Here is a 16,052-nt window from a genome sequence, read left to right as displayed (position 1 = left end):
GTGTAATGCTAAAAAATTAGGAGGAAAAGAAGATGATTAAACAAAGTCAAATATTTAAATATAAGAATAAAATTTTTGTATTAGCAGAACATGATAGTGATTTTGAAGGGTATTCATTTAGTTTTAAAAATATAAGAATAATAAGCGTTAATGGAAAACTAGCTAAATGGAAAAAACAATTATGGCTCCATAAATTCATTAAAGCAGAACTGAGAGGACAACGTAGTGGATGTCTAAGATAACAGTAATTATGATAAGAAATAAAAATGATCAGAAGAAGTTTTTAAAAGACAGTAAAAATAATATAAAAAAATAAAAGCCCATTTCCAAAGGAAATAGACTAAGTCTCGCAACTTTAGTTTATCCTTTGGAGATATAAATGTCAAGGAGGATACTTATGGCGGTAGCTATATTACAAGCATATTTAGATTACTGTAAAGAAAATAATGTTATTCCAAATGTAGTTGAGCTTAATGAATGGAAGAAGAAATATAATCATAGATAGTTAATTGATAATGTAGGAATCTTCTACATTAAGAAGTAAAAAGTCAGGTGTAGTTTTTTCTACACCTGAAGTACACTTATAATTCTCAAATAAGGAGAAAATACAATGGAAAAAATATATACAAAAGGAATAGATGAATCAATTTCATATAAATTAATTTTAGATAAATTTTTAGTACAAGTTATCAAGGAATATAAAAAGAGAATTTATCCAAGGATTCATAGGAAGTTACTTATCAGGGATGTAGTAATAGTAGCTGATAAGTTAACAAGACCTACTATAGGAAGATATAAAGCTATTGAAAGTGAGGAATATGACTATACTCATAAGATTACGGTGAGCACAAGCCTTTTAGATAGCTATTTATATACGCGTTCACGAAAAACATACTACAAGAACATGATAAAAGATACTATAGCACATGAAATCTTGCACGCAATTGTTAAAGAAAAATATGAGCGCTTTTTTAAAACATCATTAAATGATGGCAGTCCTATATTCCTTAGTCTACTTACGTTTTTTAATGTACCTAGCGGTCATAGAGCTATGGGAAGTTTTATGAGAACTGAGTTATATAAAAGAGTAAAAGAATTTAATAGCTTTGATGAGCTTGATGATTTTATATTCCTAAAGTTAATGGAGTACAAAGATATGTTTAGAGAATTAGAAAAAATAGGAGATGAAAAAAAGGAAATCATTTATTTAAATGACTTTATTTTTTCTAGTGGTGAAGTAACAGGAATAAAGGGATACAGTACTATTACTGGAGAAGACAATGGAGTAAGATGTAAAGCTAGTATTTTTGAGATAGGACCATATACTGAGATATCAGATATAAGAAAACTTGTAATTAAAAAAATTAAAGCAAATAGTTTTGAGAATAAGATTATAACAATTGATAAAAAGAGTGCTTTAAAAGTGCAGCATATGGACGTATAGAAAAAGGAGAATAATATGATAAATACTAATAAACATAAACTATATTTAAAAGCTTTTGATGATGCCTTAATAGCTTATGAAGAAGCTTTTAAAGATAATAAGAAAGACCTCAAGGAGATTATAAGGAAAATAATTGTATATGGAGTTAAATCAATAATTACTAAAGAACAAGATGATTCTCAGTCAGAATTGAATTTTATTATGGCAGACGGAATAACTCAATTGATGGGATCTCTAACTCCTGGAGAATTTATTTCACTTTATCCTATTAAAAAAGAATATGACGGAGATAAATCGGGCTTCAAAGATTATTACTATACCAAGGCCTATATGGACACTTTAAATGCTGATGAGCCAATAGGACAAGAAATAATAAATCTTTTATGGGAATACCACAATATAGAAATAAAATTATTTAATGTTAAGTTGCTTGGATACATGAGTGATGTTAGGGTTCTAAATGGGGGAAGAAGTTTAGAGCAAGAATTCGCAGGTGATATGGGATTAAAAACTATTAGGATGTATAAAGGTAACAATGGAAAACAATTTATGATTAATGAAAATGGTAAGTCAGTAAAGATAAATAATAGACCAAGCTATATAAAAATAATTAAGTAAATTAGAAAGGATGAGATAACATGGATAATTTAGAAAGTACATTTAAAGATTTCGATTACTTCTTTGCAAACTTTGCATCAGAAAAATTAATAAATAAATTTGCTCAACAATTTAAACAGAAATTAATTGATAAATCAAGGGGAGGAAAACTGGACCTTGAGGATCCTGGAAATATGAGTTTTGTATTAGGTGAGTTTTTTATAAGTACAATAATGGCTAATAGAGAAATGCTAGCTTTATATCATAATTGGTTAGTAAATAACTTTGAGATAAAACCGAAGGAAGATTAAGGACAAGGTACTGGAGGTATGAATGGAGAAAGTTTTAAAAAAAGAAATAGAAAACAAGTTATGTACCTATTTTATTAAAGATAAGGTTATATGCAACTTGAAAAAGGAAATAACATTACTTGAAAAGCACATTGAAGATATCAGAAATGAAATAGAGAAAAATAGAAAGTCTATAGATAATTCAGATGCATATAAAATATACACCAGTAATTATCAAGAGCAAACTATATTAAATATAATAGCTAAAAAGGAAGAAGAAATAGCCAGTAAGATATCTAAAATAAGTGATATTCAGGAAACAATAAGAAAGATGGAAGCAGATTGTGAGAAGGTTAAATATAGTTTAGAAAAACTTGAACTAGATAATAAGGAGTATATGGAACTTCTTAAGCTAAAGTATGGTGTTCCTAGGCATAATGAGCAGCAGATAGCTTTTAAGCTTCATTGTAGCCAATCCACAGTAAACAGGATGAAAGATAGCTTGTTAAAACATATAAGCTTGGAACAATGAATAAATAGTAATAGAAGGATGTGTAAATATAGGTGCACATCCTTCTTTAGTAATTTAAATTAAGTAAAGTTCTAATAGTAGATTTATCATTAGTTTAATTCCTTTAATGCTTGTCTAACTGCTTCTTGTCCAAATTTCTTGATTAACACCTCTGCAAAAACTTCTGAAGCTCTTCTATTAAATTCCTTTTTACCTTCTTTGCTTAGTTCTACAATGCTGACTTTAATTTTTCTCTTCATAATTCCTCCAAGGGGATATTGTTGATTTCACAATTTTTTTGCAGCTTCTTTCACTCCTTCTACTCCAAATTTTTTTATAGCTATTTGAGCTATAGCTTCAGCAAGTCCTCTGTAAATTTCATCCTCACTTTTGTATGTGTAACTTATAATTACTTTAATTTCTCTTTTATTAATAGAAATCAACCCCTTTATGACATTATATGTAAAATAATACCATTTAAAGTGAGAGTTGAAAACACTAAACTACATAAATTTATGAATAAAACATGAATAATATCCGAATAAAATAAGATGTTATATTTGCTATACTTAATATATAGTAATTGTGATATTTCATGTCCAGTTTTAAGATATAGGTTGACTATACCCAAAACGAGGTGATTTCAGTGATTGATAAAGAAAAAATTAAAGAATTATACATAAATGGATATAATGCAGTTGAGATTGCTAAGTCAACTAATAATAAAATAGATGCTGTTAGAAAGTGTATACAAAGAAATTTTGAGCATTTAAAATATAGCCATGAAGTAGCGATAACACGAAGAAAAGAAGAAGTAAGGGCAGTTAATTACGGATCTAAAAGATATCTTAGCGATAGAGCGTTTATATTGAAAAATAGGTCTATATATAAAACATTACCTAATGGAGATATCGTCCTTAATAAAGAAGTAGCTGGAATAGTTACATGGGATACTCCAAAAAGATTAGTAAATGAAAATAAGAGTATTATATGAGGCACTCATTAGTTTGAGTGTCTTTATTATTGTTTATAAGGAGGGGGAGTGGCATGGAGTATATAACATATCTATGTAAAACTTGTAGAAAAGAATTTATATTACCTACAGATGAATTAGAATCTAATACAAGAAAGGGACTGTATATTTCATGTTGTTACTGTGGGGATAAGAGTGTAAGGAAGGTTAGTGAAACAGATAGTATAAAAGAGTGCATGAAGGAACGAAAATATATGAGAAATAAGCATGGAGCATTAATGCAAAGATAGAAGGATTTTAGAACCTTTTTATGGAATTATATCTATAGAAAGGTGGTGTTGTTGATGGATAAAGAAAAAATAGAGAAAAAACTTATATATTTAAGAGAACAAAAGGAAAATCCTACAGGGAATTATAGAAAATATTTAGTTAGAACTTACATGTATATATTAGAAGATTCCAAGGTTGATAATAGGGGCTGGAGCAAAACAACTCTTAACAAAATGGTTGAATATGTATATGAAGATAATCCTGATCATATGGCTAGAGAAATGGTTGTTGAGTATAAGAATACTCTTAGGGACTTGGGTTATATAAGAAATGCTAAAGAGGATGGAGAATGGCATACATATATAATCAAAGAACTTGATTTTTAAAATGATTATATGTATCGGAGGCAAGATATGGATATAAAAGATAGAGTTTTAATAAAGTATATAGATAGAAAAATTAATAATAAGCCACCTAGTACATACAAGGAATTGAAAGAAAAACTAGAAGAAAAATATACAAAATATAATGATGAGAATTTAATTGAAGAATATAATCACTTAAAATATCAGAAAATAGCTGAGGAATCAATGAATTCAGAGAATAAACCGTTAGGAATTGTAGCTGTAATTTCTGTAATAGTATCATTGGTAGCTATTTTTTATGAATCTAACAAACCAATATTAGAAAAAGGTACCTTTGTATCTATTTTAATAATTATGCTTTCATATGTACTCTTTATAAACATTAGAATAGATAATAAAGCTAAAAATCTTGTTTATTATAGTTTAGCAATAGAGGTAATGGAAAAAGTACTTAAAAATAAAAATTTATTAAAAGAGTCCTAGTAGGGCTCTTTTTCTATTTGGGAAATTAAGGAGGTGAGTCTATTGGCAAAATCTAAATGGGAAGACATCAAAGATAAACTAATACTTATTGAGGGGTGGGCACGTGATGGGCTCACTGATGAACAAATAGCTAATAATTTGGGAATAGGTAAGACAGCTTTTTATAAATATAAAAAGGAACATGTGAACTTTGCGAACGCCTTAAAAAAGGGAAAAGAAGTTATTGATTTTGAAGTAGAGAGCTCACTTCTTAAAAGAGCGTTAGGATATGAATATACAGAAGTAACTAAAGAGAGAATTATGAGGAAGGATGAAAAAGGACAACCAATAACTGATATTCATGGTTTTCCTTGCTATGATATGGTGGTCACTAAGACAGTTAAGAAAGAAGTTGTACCAGATACTACCGCACAAATCTTCTGGCTTAAGAATAGAAGACCTGATAAGTGGAGAGATAAGCAAGAAATGCAGCATAGTGGAGATATGGGATTGAATATAGTTGTTGACTATGGTGATGACGATGAAGGCAGTTAAAGTTCAATTCAATGCTATCTTTAGAGAATTTAATAAGTGTAAAAAGAGATACAGACTTGCTAAAGGTTCAGCAGGTTCCGGAAAGTCCGTTAATATAGCTCAAGACTTTATTTTAAAACTTGCGGATATTAAATATAAAGGAGCTAATCTACTTGTAGTTAGAAAGATTGAATCAAGTAATAAGGACTCAACATTTGCTGAGTTACAAGCAGCTATATATAAAATATATGGTGAAAATACGCCTATGTATTGGGATATTAAAGAGAACCCATTAGAAATAACAAGTAGAGTAACTGGAAATAAGATAATATTTCGTGGTATGGCTGATGCAAGGCAAAGGGAAAAGGTTAAGTCTATAACATTTAAACAAGGAAAATTAACATGGATATGGATCGAAGAATCTACAGAACTATTTGAATCTGATATAGATATCTTAGATGATAGACTTAGAGGAGAATTATCCTTTAACTCTAATTTGTATTATCAAATTACTTTTTCATTTAATCCTGTGTCAGCTTCACATTTTATAAAGGCTAAATACTTTGATATACAGAACCAGGATATATTTACTCATCAAAGTACATACAAAGAGAACAGATTTATAGATGATGCTTATTCAAGACGTATGGAGATGAGAAAAGAAAGAGATCCAGAAGGTTATAGAGTATATGGTTTAGGTGAATGGGGAGAAACTGGTGGATTAATATTAACCAAGTATAAGGTCCATGACTTTGATATAAACCCTCAATTCTTTGATAATATGGTAAACTCTCAAGACTTTGGTTTCAATCATGCTAACTGTATAGGAGAGATTGGATTTAAGGATGGAGATTTATATGTATGTAGGGAAATATACGTATTTGAGAAGGATACTGAAGAAATTATAACACTTGCAAATACTAAGAACTTTAATAAGAGTCTAACAATGCATTGTGATAGTGCTGAACCAGATAGGATAAAGATGTGGAAGAAAGCAGGATATAGAGCTAGAGGAGTAAAGAAGGAGTCAGGAAGTGTCAAGGCTCAAATAGATTATCTAAAACAAAGAACCATACACATACATCCTTCATGTGTAAATACAATAAAAGAAATTCAACAATGGAAATGGAAGAAAGACGAGAAAACAAATACGTATCTAGATGAACCTGTAGAGTTTATGGATGATGCTATGGCAATGCTCAGATATAGTGTTGAAGATATAAGAAGAAATAGAAAATGGTTAGTTTAAGGAGGTGGTATAAATGCTGTTAGATATATTATCAGACAATGAGATTATAGCTGCCAAAGCATTAGAGAAAGCATTAGCTAAAGATAGAATATCAGATAAGAAAAAGAAAGCCAGGGAAGGGTTAGCTTATTACAAAGGTGAGCATGAGATCCTAAACTATAGGCTTTTTTATTTTGATTCAAATGGAGTACTTAAAGAAGATAAATATAAAAGTAATATAAAGATACAACATCAATTTCATACTGAATTAGTAGATCAGAAGGTTCAGTACTTATTGTCCAATCCCTTGGAGGTAATAACTAAAGATGAAAAGTTCCAGGAGTATTTAAAAGAGTATATTAATGAGCAATTTCAAGAGTTATTACAGGATATTGTAGAAGGTGCAGCTAATAAGTCGTATGAGTACGTATATGCTTATAAAGATTCAACTGGAAAATTATCATTTCAAGTAGCTGATTCATTAGGGATAATACCTATTTATGATGAAGCAGATAACTATAGTTTAAAGGCAATAGTTAGATATTATGATATTACTGTATATGATGATAATCTAAAGGAATTGACTATTACTAAAGTTGAAGTATGGACAGATACACATACAACTTACTATATACAAAGAAAAGATAAATCAGGTTATGAAATTGATAAAGGGATACAGCTAAATCCTAAACCACATATAGTCTTAGAAGATGATACAGCTATATATGATGGGGGAGGACTTGGATATATACCTTTCTTTAGGTTAGATAATAATAAGTACCAAAAGACAGATTTAGAGCCTATAAAAGCTTTAGTAGACGATTATGATTTAATGGCATGTGGTTTATCAAATAATCTTCAAGACTTTCAGGAAGCTATATATGTTGTTAAAGGATATCCAGGAGATAGTTTGGATGAGCTTACACAAAATCTAAAGACCAAGAAAACAATAGGAGTAGACGGTGATAACGGAGGTCTAGAAGTAAAGACTATAGACATTCCGGTAGAAGCTAGAAAGGCTAAAATAGCATTAGATAAAGAAGCTATATATAAATTTGGTATGGGATTTGATTCATCTCAAGTAGGGGATGGCAATATAACCAATATAGTTATTAAATCAAGGTATTCTTTATTAGATTTAAAGTGTAATAAGGCTGAAACAAGATTAAGAACATTAGTAAGACAGCTACTTAGAATAATAGTAGATGATATTAATTCAAGGTATGGTACTTCTTATAATCACCAGGATATTGAGATTAATATTGTAAGAGAAACTATGGTAAATGAGGATTCTGTAGTAGCTAATGCAAAAATTGAAGCAGAAACTCAAACAGCTTTGATAAATAATGTTTTATTAGCTGGGAATACAATTAGTAATGATACTAAGCTTAAACTTATATGTGAGATATTAGAACTTGATTATGAAGAAGAAAAGAAAGCTTTAGAAGAACAAGGCCCATATGTAGATATGAATAAACTTAGTGATGAATTAATATCTAAAGCTAATAATTCCGGTGGTGATGTAGTTGAGTAAGTATTATGATGAGCTCGTAAATCTAGCCGAAAAAGACGAAGAAAAAATAAAGAAGACACTTATTCAAAACTACGTACAATCCATAGCTGAGATGAAAAAGAAAATAAAAGATTATACTCAGACTAATGAAGCTCTAAGCTTTGCTAAACAGATGGAGCTTAAAAGATATGATTCTTTGATAGAGCAAATGAATTCTATATTAAAAGGTTTATATGATAATAACTATAATGCAATAGTGGACTATGATATTACTAATTTTGATAGAGAGTATTTTGGAGTATTTTATCAAGCTGAAAATATAGGTAAAGTAAACCTTCAATTTAGCCTTTTAAACGAAGATTATATAAGACAGGCAATAGAAGCACCAATAGAAGGTTTAAAGCTATCAGAAAGGCTATATGATAAGAATTTGAATGATATGAAGCTAAGGGTTAAAGGTGCGGTTACTCAAGGATTGATTAACTCAAATGGATATGCTTCAATAGCTGAAAATATTTCAAGTATAGGGTGGACAGACTTCAATCATGCACTTACTATAGCAAGAACTGAAGGTGGAAGAATTAAGTCTTTAGGTAGGCAGCAAGGTCAACAGGAAGCAGTAAATAAAGGTGTAGATTTACAAAAGAAATGGTTATCTACTCTTGATAAAAAGACTAGACACTCACATCAAAAATTAGACGGTCAAATTGTAGCTATAGATGAAGAGTTTGAAATCAATGGACATAAAGCTCCTCAACCTAGATTATTTGGAGTAGCCAGTGAAGATATTAACTGTAGATGTGATACTGTAACATTAGTTGAGGGTATCTCATCACGCTTAAGACGAGATAATATAACAAAAGATACAGTTACTTATAAGAACTATGAGAACTGGTATAAAAACAGAGTAGAGCCTAAAAAATAGGCTTTTTATTTTTGCTCTTTTTACACGTTTGCAGAGCATAAAGAACAAAGAACTCTTAACAGGGACAGACCTGTATAAAAATGTATTGGAGGAATAGAAAGATGGAATGGTTAAGAAAATTATTAGAAGGCGCAACAATAGCAGATGGGAAGTTAGATATAGAAGCTTTAATGACTTCTATAAATACTGAATTTCCTAAAAATGCGGTACCAAAAGATAAATATAATGACATTAGCGGTGAACTTAAAACAGCTAATGCTACTATCAAGGATCTAAAGAAAAATAACTCGGATAATGAAACACTACAGAATACAATTAAGGAACACGAGACGACAATAGCCACTTTAAAGGCTGATTCAACAAAGAGAGAAAAAGAGTATTCAGTTAAAGGTGCTTTAGAGAAAGCTGGAGCTACTGACATAGAGTATTTACTGTACAAGCTTGGCGGAGTAGATAAACTTGAAGTAGATTCAGAAGGTAAGATAAAAGATTTAGATAATAAAATAAAGGATTTACAAGCTACTAATGCTACATTCTTTAAAACTATAGAAAGTAATGAAAATAAACCTAAGGTAATAGAAAACAAGTTACCTGGAGGAGAGCAAACAAAATCATTTACTAAAGATGAAGTTGCCAAAATGTCTCCACAAGAGATTAATGCAAACTGGGATGTAATAAAAACAATAGATTTAAGTAAATAAGAGAGGATGATGTTAAATGTCAGTATCAAATTTTATACCAACAATATGGGAAGCTAGATTAGTAGAGAACTATCACAAAACATCTATAGCAGATGTTATTACAACTCCACCAACCAAAATAGAAGGGAACAAGCTTGTATTTAATAATGTAGGTGCTGTAGCTATTAAAGATTATATAGGAGCTGTTGAATGGGATGAATTAGACACCCCTAAAGTAGAAATAAACATGAATCAAAAGAAGTATTGGGCAATAAAGCTCGATGATGTAGATGCTATTCAAGCTGCTGGAGATTTAGTAGATGCTCATACAGCTGAAGCATCAGCAACACTAAATGAGGTTATAGATACTTATGTTTTATCACAAATGGCAACAGGAGCAGGTAAGAAACTTGGTGCTAAAACAGTGAATAAAACTAATGCTTATGATCTAATTGTAGATATGGGAACAGAATTAAATAAGAAAAAAGCACCTAAGATTAATAGATATGTAGTTATTAACTCAGACTATTTAGGACTATTATCAAAGGATGATAGATTTACTAAGCAACCTATAATACTTCAAAATGGAGTAGTTGAAGGTCAAGTTATAAATGGATTCCAAGTAGTAGTTTCTGAAGAAGTTCCAGTTGCATCAGGAGCAGCGACTATAATAGGCCTTTATAAAGGAGCTACAGGACATGGTAAGCAGCTACAAGAAACAGAAGCCTTAAGATTACAAGATGCTTTTGCAGATGGTATGAGGGGACTTTGTGTTCATGGAACTGGGGTTATTAAAGCGGATGGATTAGTAACAGCAGTGGTTACTATAGAAGTTGAAGGAGCATAGAACTAGGGGAAATCTCTAGTTCTTTTTAGGTGGTGATAACTTGATAATCACTTTGGATAAAGCTAAACAACTATTAGGAATAAGTGATACTTCTAAGGACTTTGAGATAGAAGAAAAGCTTAAAGGGTTAGAAATAACAGTAAGAAACTTAACTAATAATAAATTCTTAGATATCAGGGTTAGAAGTCATAGAAAGCTTGTATTTGGTTCTGATAATAAAACTATAACTGGAGATAATTTTCTTAAGTTAGGCTTTAGACCAGGAGATTCTATAGATATAGATGATTGTTTATTAAACAAAGGGATATTTACTGTAGAAGCTGTTACTGATAGTTCTATAACAGTAAATGAAGATATATTAGATGAAGAAAATATAAGCCTTATAACTAAGATAGTATACCCTTATGACATTGTACAAGGAGTAATTAAGCTTATTAATTATGACTTTAAAATGTCAGATAAAATAGGAGTAAAGCAAGAATCTATATCCAGATATTCAGTTACTTATTATGATGTAAATTCAACTGAAAGTATAGAAGGTTATCCGGCCACTCTTATGAAATTTTTAAATAAGTATAAGAAGTTGAGGTGGTCTTAATGGATACTTCAAAATGTCCTGAATACTCAGTTATGGGAGTAATACAAACTGATAATGAAATAGGTGGATTTGTAGAGACACAAGAAGAATTATTCAAAGTTAAAGGGTTTTTAGATCTATTAACAGGAGATGAAAAGACAACTAATAATGCTTTTATGGAAGAATCAACTCATATTCTATTAATGAATTATAGAGCTGGGATAAAGGCTAAAGAGAATTGGTTAGTTGATGAGATAGGTAATAGATATGATATTACTCTTGTAGATGATCCTATGAACTTCCACAGGCATTTAGAGATTTACTTAAAGTTTGTAGGTGATAAAATATGACTTTTGTAAATAATTCTAAAGCATGCAAAGAAGCCATAAGAAAAGCTCAAGTTAAATGGTTATATGCAGCAGGTGAGCTATTAGTAAGTACTATAAGACCTTTAATACCAGTAATGACTTCTAATCTTAAAACTTCACTTGATTATGTGGTAGATGAAGATAAGATGACATTAACAGTAGGTGTAGGTGAAGAATACGCCGTGTATGTTGAGTTTGGAACTGGTGAATTTGCAGAGAATGGACAAGGGCGTAAAGGTGGATGGACCTATAAAGATCCTATAACAGGTGAAACAGTATTTACATGGGGGCAGTACCCACAACCATATATGAGACCAGGTTATAGGAATCAGAAAAAGAATATAGAAGTTTTACTCGCAAAATATTTAAAAGAGCTTGGGACTTCAGCTAAAATAACCATGAAGAAGGTGAAGAAATGATACCTTTTTTACAAGAATTAAATAAAGAGTTTAAGAAGGTATGTACGGAAAGTTATCTTGAATATAATACAGCTAAAGCAGTGACATACCCATACCTAACATATACCCTTTCTAGTGAAGATTTAGAGCACCAGGAAGGGTTTTATGTTGATGTAGATATATTTGATAACTGTGGTTCAAATACAGTAAATTTGGAGCAATTAACACATAGTCTTAAGCAGCATTTCAAAAGCAATGCTATCCTTACAGATGATTTGTTAATCCAATTTGAATATCAAACAGCTAGGAACATTCCTACTATGTCAGAAGTAATAAAAAGAAGATCTGTACAGTTATATTGTAAAGTAGATTGGAGGTAATAATATGCCAGAAGCAGTAAAAACAAATGGATATAGTGCCAATACTCCTAAGTATTATCTTTTAAATGCTGGAGCTATATTCAAGAATGTTGCATATAATGCAACTAGTCATAAGTATGAAGGGGATGCAATAGGAGCAACTACAGAAGGTGCTAAACTTAGTATTGCAATGACATTAAGACAACCGGAAGTTGATGGACTTTTAGTTAAAGTTAAAGGAAATGATGTATTTGAAAGTGTTGAAGCAACTCTTGAATGTACCTTGAAGGAATGGAAAAAAGAGAATTTAGCAAATGCTTTATTTGCAGATGTAACAACAGGAGATGGAACTACAGCACCTACTGGATATAAGATAATTAAGGGAAGAAATGTGATACTAGATAGTGACTATATAACAAATATAGCCTATGTAGGTAAAATATCAGGAGAAAATGAACCTGTAATTATATTCTTAAAGAATGCATTAAATACAGCAGGGTTATCTATAGAAACAGCTGATAAAGGTGAAGCTGGAATACCTTGCAAGTTTGAAGCTAGAGCAGATGCAGATAAACCAGAAGATTATAATAGCATATGGGAAATAGTATACCCAGAAACAACACCTTAAGCTAGGAGAAATCCTAGTTTTTATTTTTAGGAGGATTTAGTTATGGAAGAAGAAAAGTTAGAAATGAGAAAACTTACAGGACAAGATTTATTTCCTATGCTCAAGATTTTGAGTAAGGTAAAAGTAAAAGATATGGTAATGGAGTTTATTAAGAAAAGAGAAGAGTTTATTAAAAATGCTAAAGAGTATACAGAAAAAGAGCAAATGCAAATAGGTATGGAGCTATTTGGAGAGATAATTAACACAACTCTTGCTAATTTAGAACTAGCTAAAGATGATATCAATAAGCTTCTAGCTAACCTATGCAAAGTAGAAATATTTGAAATTGAAAAACTCAATATGATTGAATATACAGAATTAATTTTAGGCTTTTTTGAAAAGGATGAATTAGCCGATTTTTTCAAATGTATTTCTTCATCCAAAAAGTTAAGGAATTTAATATAAAGGATTTACTATTTAAAAGATACTCCAATGTTAATGAGCTCTTAGGAACTTTTAATGATTTTAAGGATCTTAAGGAGTACCTAGAAAATCTTTTAAATAAATCCATGGACGAAGAAATGTATGAGTACTATATTCATAAATCAATTCTAAGTGACGTTAGTTTTGAGGACTTTAAAAATAGTGTTATGCAGCGAGTTAAAGCAAGCCAAATGACAGATAAAGAAGTAGATTTAATTATGAATGATGCGTTCCAATACATTGAACCAAGGAGGTGAGAATAGATATGGCTATGATGGATTTATTTACTATGGCTGGTCAAATTGTTACTAATGCAGATGATGCAAACAAAGATATTGATAGTGTAACAAATAAAGCAGAAGAATCCGAAAATCGTATGGTAAAGGCATTTAAAGGCATAGGAGCAGCTGTAATAGCTGCATTTGCAGTAGATAAGATAATTAGTTTTGGTAAAACCATGGTAGAAACAAGTGCTAAATTACAAGCTCTAGACTCACAATTCGAACAAACATTTAAAGACAATCAAGGGCAAGCTATGGATATGATTAATAATCAAGTGCAAGACCAAGGGATTCATGTAGATAGGCTTAGAGGTGCATGGAGCTCATTCTATGGAACGTTTAGAGGGAATGGAGCAGATGCAAACCAATCACTAGAACTTACTAGCAAATACATGACATTGGCTGGAGATGCCTCTGCCTACTATGATACATCTTTAGAAGATGTTACTGGACGATTAAAGTCTCTAGTAATGGGAAATTTTGAAGCTGGTGATGCAATAGGTATTAATATAAATGCCACTAAGATGGATACTATAGCTAAAAGAGAATATGGTAAGGCGTGGCAGAATCTTAGTGATACAGAAAAAGAATATTTACTTATAGATACTGTAGGGAAAATATATGATAGTAATGGTGCTATGGGACAAGCGAGTAGAGAAGCTGATGGGTACGAGAATGTAATGGGAAATTTAAATGCTGCATGGGATAGATTTCTTCAAGTTTTAGGTTCACCACTTCTTGGGGGTGTTGTTTTAGTAATACAAGGAATAACTGATGCTCTTACTAAACTAACTGAATATATAAAAGAGAATGAAACATTATTTCAATCAGTTGCAGCGTTTGTTGGGATTCTAACTTTGGGGATTATAGCATATACAATATCTATGAATTCAGCAGCCATAGCTACATTTTTAATGACAGCAGCAACAACTGGTTTTGGAGCTGTAATGGCATTTATTACTTCGCCAATAGGAATTGTAACGTTAGCATTAGCATTATTAGTTGCAGCAGGAATAGCCCTTTATAAGAATTGGGATTGGGTTAAAGAGAAGGCCCTTGAAATATGGGGTTCTATCAAAGAATATGTATCTAATAAGCTTTCAGAAGCTGGAGAAGCTATAGATGGTCTTAAAACAACAGTAAATAATGTATTTAGTTCTTTGCTTGACATAATGACTCAACCATTTAGAGATGCCTATGATTTTATAATGGGAATAGCAGATAAAATAAAAGAATCAATAAATAAGATGTTTGATGTTAAGATAAAACTACCACATTTTAAGCTAGATGGTGAATTTAGTTTAATGCCGCCTAGAGTACCTAAACTGGGTGTAGAATGGTATGCGGATGGCGGCATAATGACTAAGCCGGGTATATTTGGGGTTAATCCAAGCACAGGTAAACTAATGGCAGGAGGGGAACCTTCTACAGGAGGTGAAGCTATTATGCCTTTAAATAAGCTTCCTGAGATTATAGCTGAAGCTATGAGGAGAGCTGGGTTTGGCAGTCAATTAGTACAAGTGGTACTTCCAGATGGAAGAATCTTAGCTGAGCTAGTAGCAGAGAATCAGGATGTTGTAGATAGGTATAATAATAGAGGGTTATAGGAGGGAACTATGAAAGCTACAAGTATAATATTTAATAACAGAGATTCGGTAGAAGATTTTGGTTTGTATTTAGCTGAAAGCCCTTCTATTCCTTTAAGCATAGAAGAAACTGAGAGTATAGTTGTTGAAGGTAGAAGTGGAACATTAACTAGAAAACTTGGAACATATAAAGATAAAAAGATTAGGTGTAAATTTAGATTATTATCAAAGGAAGATTTCACAAGAAAAGTTGATAGAATAATAGAATGGTTAAATATCATTGAAGATAGCGATTTAATATTTGAATTTGATAATGAGGTAAAATATAAAGTTAAAGTAGTTAATTGCAGTGAAGATATACAAAAGCAATTAAATTTTTATGGAGATTTTGATGTTGAGTTTGTTTGCGATCCTTTTAAATATCCTATTTATAATGATATTATAACAACTAACCAAAAGAATACTGTTTTATATAACAATGGCACATATAAAAGCGAACCGTATATAAAAATGATTGGTAGTGGAAATATAACTATTTCTGTAAATGGGAAGACCACAATAATAAATAATGTGAGTGAGTACATAGAATTAGATTCTATGTATTTTTTATGTAAAAAAGGATTAACAAATGAAATGCTCAAGATGAATGGAGATTTTCCTATATTTGAAGTTGGAAACAACACTATATCAATAACGGGAAATGTTACAAGTGTAGAAATCAATATGAGAACTAGGTTTCTATAGTGGGGTGAGA

The 16,052-nt window shown here is 30.9% G+C and carries 26 protein-coding genes; 24 read left to right on the top strand and 2 right to left on the bottom strand.

Annotated elements, in window-relative coordinates:
* Window positions 1-32: 32 nt before the first annotated feature.
* The 5 genes from B3N22_RS19205 (at window position 33) to B3N22_RS19185 (ending at window position 2,863) form a co-directional block, all read left to right on the top strand.
* A complete protein-coding gene (locus B3N22_RS19205) occupies window positions 33-242 on the top strand; it encodes a hypothetical protein (protein WP_286909666.1) in 210 nt (69 codons plus the stop codon).
* A gap of 368 nt (window positions 243-610) precedes the next feature.
* Window positions 611-1,444 (top strand): hypothetical protein, encoded by an 834-nt coding sequence (locus B3N22_RS19200; protein ID WP_286909664.1) that lies wholly within the window; start codon window positions 611-613, stop codon window positions 1,442-1,444.
* Between the two features lie 15 nt (window positions 1,445-1,459).
* Window positions 1,460-2,062 (top strand): hypothetical protein, encoded by a 603-nt coding sequence (locus B3N22_RS19195; protein WP_286909662.1) that lies wholly within the window; start codon window positions 1,460-1,462, stop codon window positions 2,060-2,062.
* Between the two features lie 20 nt (window positions 2,063-2,082).
* Window positions 2,083-2,352, top strand: coding sequence for a hypothetical protein (locus tag B3N22_RS19190; protein WP_286909660.1), 270 nt, complete (start codon window positions 2,083-2,085; stop codon window positions 2,350-2,352).
* 22 nt (window positions 2,353-2,374) lie between these two features.
* Window positions 2,375-2,863: a hypothetical protein gene (locus B3N22_RS19185; protein WP_286909658.1), complete on the top strand. Its 489-nt coding sequence runs from the start codon at window positions 2,375-2,377 to the stop codon at window positions 2,861-2,863.
* Between the two features lie 89 nt (window positions 2,864-2,952).
* Here the strand turns inward: B3N22_RS19185 and B3N22_RS19180 are convergent, their stop codons facing one another.
* Both B3N22_RS19180 and B3N22_RS19175 read right to left on the bottom strand, forming a co-directional pair.
* On the bottom strand, window positions 2,953-3,102 hold the full coding sequence (locus B3N22_RS19180) for a hypothetical protein (RefSeq protein WP_286909656.1): 150 nt from the start codon (window positions 3,100-3,102) through the stop codon (window positions 2,953-2,955).
* Between the two features lie 27 nt (window positions 3,103-3,129).
* Entirely contained in the window at window positions 3,130-3,285 is a 156-nt protein-coding gene (locus B3N22_RS19175; RefSeq protein ID WP_286909654.1) for a hypothetical protein, read from the bottom strand.
* Window positions 3,286-3,488: 203 nt separating this feature from the next.
* Between B3N22_RS19175 and B3N22_RS19170 the strand changes: the two genes are divergently transcribed.
* The 19 genes from B3N22_RS19170 (at window position 3,489) to B3N22_RS19080 (ending at window position 16,042) form a co-directional block, all read left to right on the top strand.
* The gene (locus B3N22_RS19170) at window positions 3,489-3,836 is read left to right on the top strand and encodes a DNA-binding response regulator (protein WP_349676654.1); all 348 of its coding nucleotides are present in this window, start codon (window positions 3,489-3,491) and stop codon (window positions 3,834-3,836) included.
* 53 nt (window positions 3,837-3,889) lie between these two features.
* A complete protein-coding gene (locus B3N22_RS19165; RefSeq protein WP_286909650.1) occupies window positions 3,890-4,105 on the top strand; it encodes a hypothetical protein in 216 nt (71 codons plus the stop codon).
* A 54-nt stretch (window positions 4,106-4,159) separates the two neighbouring features.
* Window positions 4,160-4,471, top strand: coding sequence for a hypothetical protein (locus tag B3N22_RS19160; protein ID WP_286909649.1), 312 nt, complete (start codon window positions 4,160-4,162; stop codon window positions 4,469-4,471).
* A 27-nt stretch (window positions 4,472-4,498) separates the two neighbouring features.
* Entirely contained in the window at window positions 4,499-4,933 is a 435-nt protein-coding gene (locus tag B3N22_RS19155; RefSeq protein ID WP_286909647.1) for a hypothetical protein, read from the top strand.
* A gap of 42 nt (window positions 4,934-4,975) precedes the next feature.
* Window positions 4,976-5,467: a transposase gene (locus B3N22_RS19150; protein WP_286909645.1), complete on the top strand. Its 492-nt coding sequence runs from the start codon at window positions 4,976-4,978 to the stop codon at window positions 5,465-5,467.
* The gene (locus B3N22_RS19145) at window positions 5,454-6,695 is read left to right on the top strand and encodes a PBSX family phage terminase large subunit (RefSeq protein ID WP_286909643.1); all 1,242 of its coding nucleotides are present in this window, start codon (window positions 5,454-5,456) and stop codon (window positions 6,693-6,695) included. The genes B3N22_RS19150 and B3N22_RS19145 overlap by 14 nt, the downstream gene beginning before the upstream one ends.
* Before the next feature lie 13 nt (window positions 6,696-6,708).
* On the top strand, window positions 6,709-8,208 hold the full coding sequence (locus tag B3N22_RS19140; RefSeq protein WP_286909641.1) for a phage portal protein: 1,500 nt from the start codon (window positions 6,709-6,711) through the stop codon (window positions 8,206-8,208).
* A complete protein-coding gene (locus B3N22_RS19135) occupies window positions 8,201-9,112 on the top strand; it encodes a phage head morphogenesis protein (protein WP_286909639.1) in 912 nt (303 codons plus the stop codon). Before B3N22_RS19140 ends, B3N22_RS19135 begins: the two co-directional genes overlap by 8 nt.
* Before the next feature lie 101 nt (window positions 9,113-9,213).
* The gene (locus B3N22_RS19130; RefSeq protein WP_238902677.1) at window positions 9,214-9,813 is read left to right on the top strand and encodes a phage scaffolding protein; all 600 of its coding nucleotides are present in this window, start codon (window positions 9,214-9,216) and stop codon (window positions 9,811-9,813) included.
* A gap of 16 nt (window positions 9,814-9,829) precedes the next feature.
* Window positions 9,830-10,639 carry a hypothetical protein gene (locus B3N22_RS19125; RefSeq protein WP_286909635.1) on the top strand — a complete coding sequence of 270 codons (810 nt, stop codon included), beginning with the start codon at window positions 9,830-9,832 and terminating at the stop codon, window positions 10,637-10,639.
* Between the two features lie 40 nt (window positions 10,640-10,679).
* Entirely contained in the window at window positions 10,680-11,237 is a 558-nt protein-coding gene (locus B3N22_RS19120) for a head-tail connector protein (RefSeq protein WP_286909633.1), read from the top strand.
* Complete coding sequence (locus B3N22_RS19115) at window positions 11,237-11,566, top strand: phage head closure protein (RefSeq protein ID WP_286909631.1); 330 nt, start codon at window positions 11,237-11,239, stop codon at window positions 11,564-11,566. Before B3N22_RS19120 ends, B3N22_RS19115 begins: the two co-directional genes overlap by 1 nt.
* The gene (locus B3N22_RS19110) at window positions 11,563-12,003 is read left to right on the top strand and encodes an HK97-gp10 family putative phage morphogenesis protein (RefSeq protein ID WP_286909629.1); all 441 of its coding nucleotides are present in this window, start codon (window positions 11,563-11,565) and stop codon (window positions 12,001-12,003) included. Before B3N22_RS19115 ends, B3N22_RS19110 begins: the two co-directional genes overlap by 4 nt.
* Window positions 12,000-12,362, top strand: a complete 363-nt coding sequence (locus tag B3N22_RS19105) for a hypothetical protein (protein WP_286909628.1) — start codon at window positions 12,000-12,002, stop codon at window positions 12,360-12,362. The genes B3N22_RS19110 and B3N22_RS19105 overlap by 4 nt, the downstream gene beginning before the upstream one ends.
* 4 nt (window positions 12,363-12,366) lie before the next feature.
* Entirely contained in the window at window positions 12,367-12,969 is a 603-nt protein-coding gene (locus tag B3N22_RS19100) for a hypothetical protein (protein ID WP_286909626.1), read from the top strand.
* Between the two features lie 42 nt (window positions 12,970-13,011).
* Entirely contained in the window at window positions 13,012-13,413 is a 402-nt protein-coding gene (locus B3N22_RS19095; protein ID WP_286909624.1) for a hypothetical protein, read from the top strand.
* A complete protein-coding gene (locus B3N22_RS19090) occupies window positions 13,374-13,688 on the top strand; it encodes a hypothetical protein (RefSeq protein WP_286909622.1) in 315 nt (104 codons plus the stop codon). Before B3N22_RS19095 ends, B3N22_RS19090 begins: the two co-directional genes overlap by 40 nt.
* Before the next feature lie 8 nt (window positions 13,689-13,696).
* Window positions 13,697-15,319: a phage tail tape measure protein gene (locus B3N22_RS19085; RefSeq protein WP_286909621.1), complete on the top strand. Its 1,623-nt coding sequence runs from the start codon at window positions 13,697-13,699 to the stop codon at window positions 15,317-15,319.
* A gap of 9 nt (window positions 15,320-15,328) precedes the next feature.
* Complete coding sequence (locus B3N22_RS19080; protein ID WP_286909619.1) at window positions 15,329-16,042, top strand: distal tail protein Dit; 714 nt, start codon at window positions 15,329-15,331, stop codon at window positions 16,040-16,042.
* Window positions 16,043-16,052: the final 10 nt, after the last annotated feature.

The sequence above is a fragment of the Clostridium sp. UBA1652 genome (assembly GCF_002320975.1).
GTDB lineage: Bacteria > Bacillota > Clostridia > Clostridiales > Clostridiaceae > Clostridium_T > Clostridium_T intestinale.
The sequence above is the reverse complement of the archived record's forward strand: the minus strand, read 5'-3'. Positions and strand labels throughout refer to the sequence as shown.

Excerpts from the sequence above, each read along its gene's own strand:
- B3N22_RS19180 (WP_286909656.1), bottom strand. The coding sequence starts at position 3,102 with ATGAAGAGAAAAATTAAAGTCAGCATTGTAGAACTAAGCAAAGAAGGT.
- B3N22_RS19190 (WP_286909660.1), top strand. The coding sequence starts at position 2,083 with ATGGATAATTTAGAAAGTACATTTAAAGATTTCGATTACTTCTTTGCA.
- B3N22_RS19085 (WP_286909621.1), top strand. The coding sequence starts at position 13,697 with ATGGCTATGATGGATTTATTTACTATGGCTGGTCAAATTGTTACTAAT.
- B3N22_RS19080 (WP_286909619.1), top strand. The coding sequence starts at position 15,329 with ATGAAAGCTACAAGTATAATATTTAATAACAGAGATTCGGTAGAAGAT.
- B3N22_RS19160 (WP_286909649.1), top strand. The coding sequence starts at position 4,160 with ATGGATAAAGAAAAAATAGAGAAAAAACTTATATATTTAAGAGAACAA.
- B3N22_RS19185 (WP_286909658.1), top strand. The coding sequence starts at position 2,375 with ATGGAGAAAGTTTTAAAAAAAGAAATAGAAAACAAGTTATGTACCTAT.
- B3N22_RS19165 (WP_286909650.1), top strand. The coding sequence starts at position 3,890 with ATGGAGTATATAACATATCTATGTAAAACTTGTAGAAAAGAATTTATA.
- B3N22_RS19140 (WP_286909641.1), top strand. The coding sequence starts at position 6,709 with ATGCTGTTAGATATATTATCAGACAATGAGATTATAGCTGCCAAAGCA.
- B3N22_RS19100 (WP_286909626.1), top strand. The coding sequence starts at position 12,367 with ATGCCAGAAGCAGTAAAAACAAATGGATATAGTGCCAATACTCCTAAG.
- B3N22_RS19195 (WP_286909662.1), top strand. The coding sequence starts at position 1,460 with ATGATAAATACTAATAAACATAAACTATATTTAAAAGCTTTTGATGAT.
- B3N22_RS19205 (WP_286909666.1), top strand. The coding sequence starts at position 33 with ATGATTAAACAAAGTCAAATATTTAAATATAAGAATAAAATTTTTGTA.
- B3N22_RS19105 (WP_286909628.1), top strand. The coding sequence starts at position 12,000 with ATGATACCTTTTTTACAAGAATTAAATAAAGAGTTTAAGAAGGTATGT.
- B3N22_RS19130 (WP_238902677.1), top strand. The coding sequence starts at position 9,214 with ATGGAATGGTTAAGAAAATTATTAGAAGGCGCAACAATAGCAGATGGG.
- B3N22_RS19095 (WP_286909624.1), top strand. The coding sequence starts at position 13,012 with ATGGAAGAAGAAAAGTTAGAAATGAGAAAACTTACAGGACAAGATTTA.
- B3N22_RS19145 (WP_286909643.1), top strand. The coding sequence starts at position 5,454 with ATGAAGGCAGTTAAAGTTCAATTCAATGCTATCTTTAGAGAATTTAAT.
- B3N22_RS19110 (WP_286909629.1), top strand. The coding sequence starts at position 11,563 with ATGACTTTTGTAAATAATTCTAAAGCATGCAAAGAAGCCATAAGAAAA.
- B3N22_RS19125 (WP_286909635.1), top strand. The coding sequence starts at position 9,830 with ATGTCAGTATCAAATTTTATACCAACAATATGGGAAGCTAGATTAGTA.
- B3N22_RS19090 (WP_286909622.1), top strand. The coding sequence starts at position 13,374 with ATGTATTTCTTCATCCAAAAAGTTAAGGAATTTAATATAAAGGATTTA.
- B3N22_RS19115 (WP_286909631.1), top strand. The coding sequence starts at position 11,237 with ATGGATACTTCAAAATGTCCTGAATACTCAGTTATGGGAGTAATACAA.
- B3N22_RS19155 (WP_286909647.1), top strand. The coding sequence starts at position 4,499 with ATGGATATAAAAGATAGAGTTTTAATAAAGTATATAGATAGAAAAATT.
- B3N22_RS19200 (WP_286909664.1), top strand. The coding sequence starts at position 611 with ATGGAAAAAATATATACAAAAGGAATAGATGAATCAATTTCATATAAA.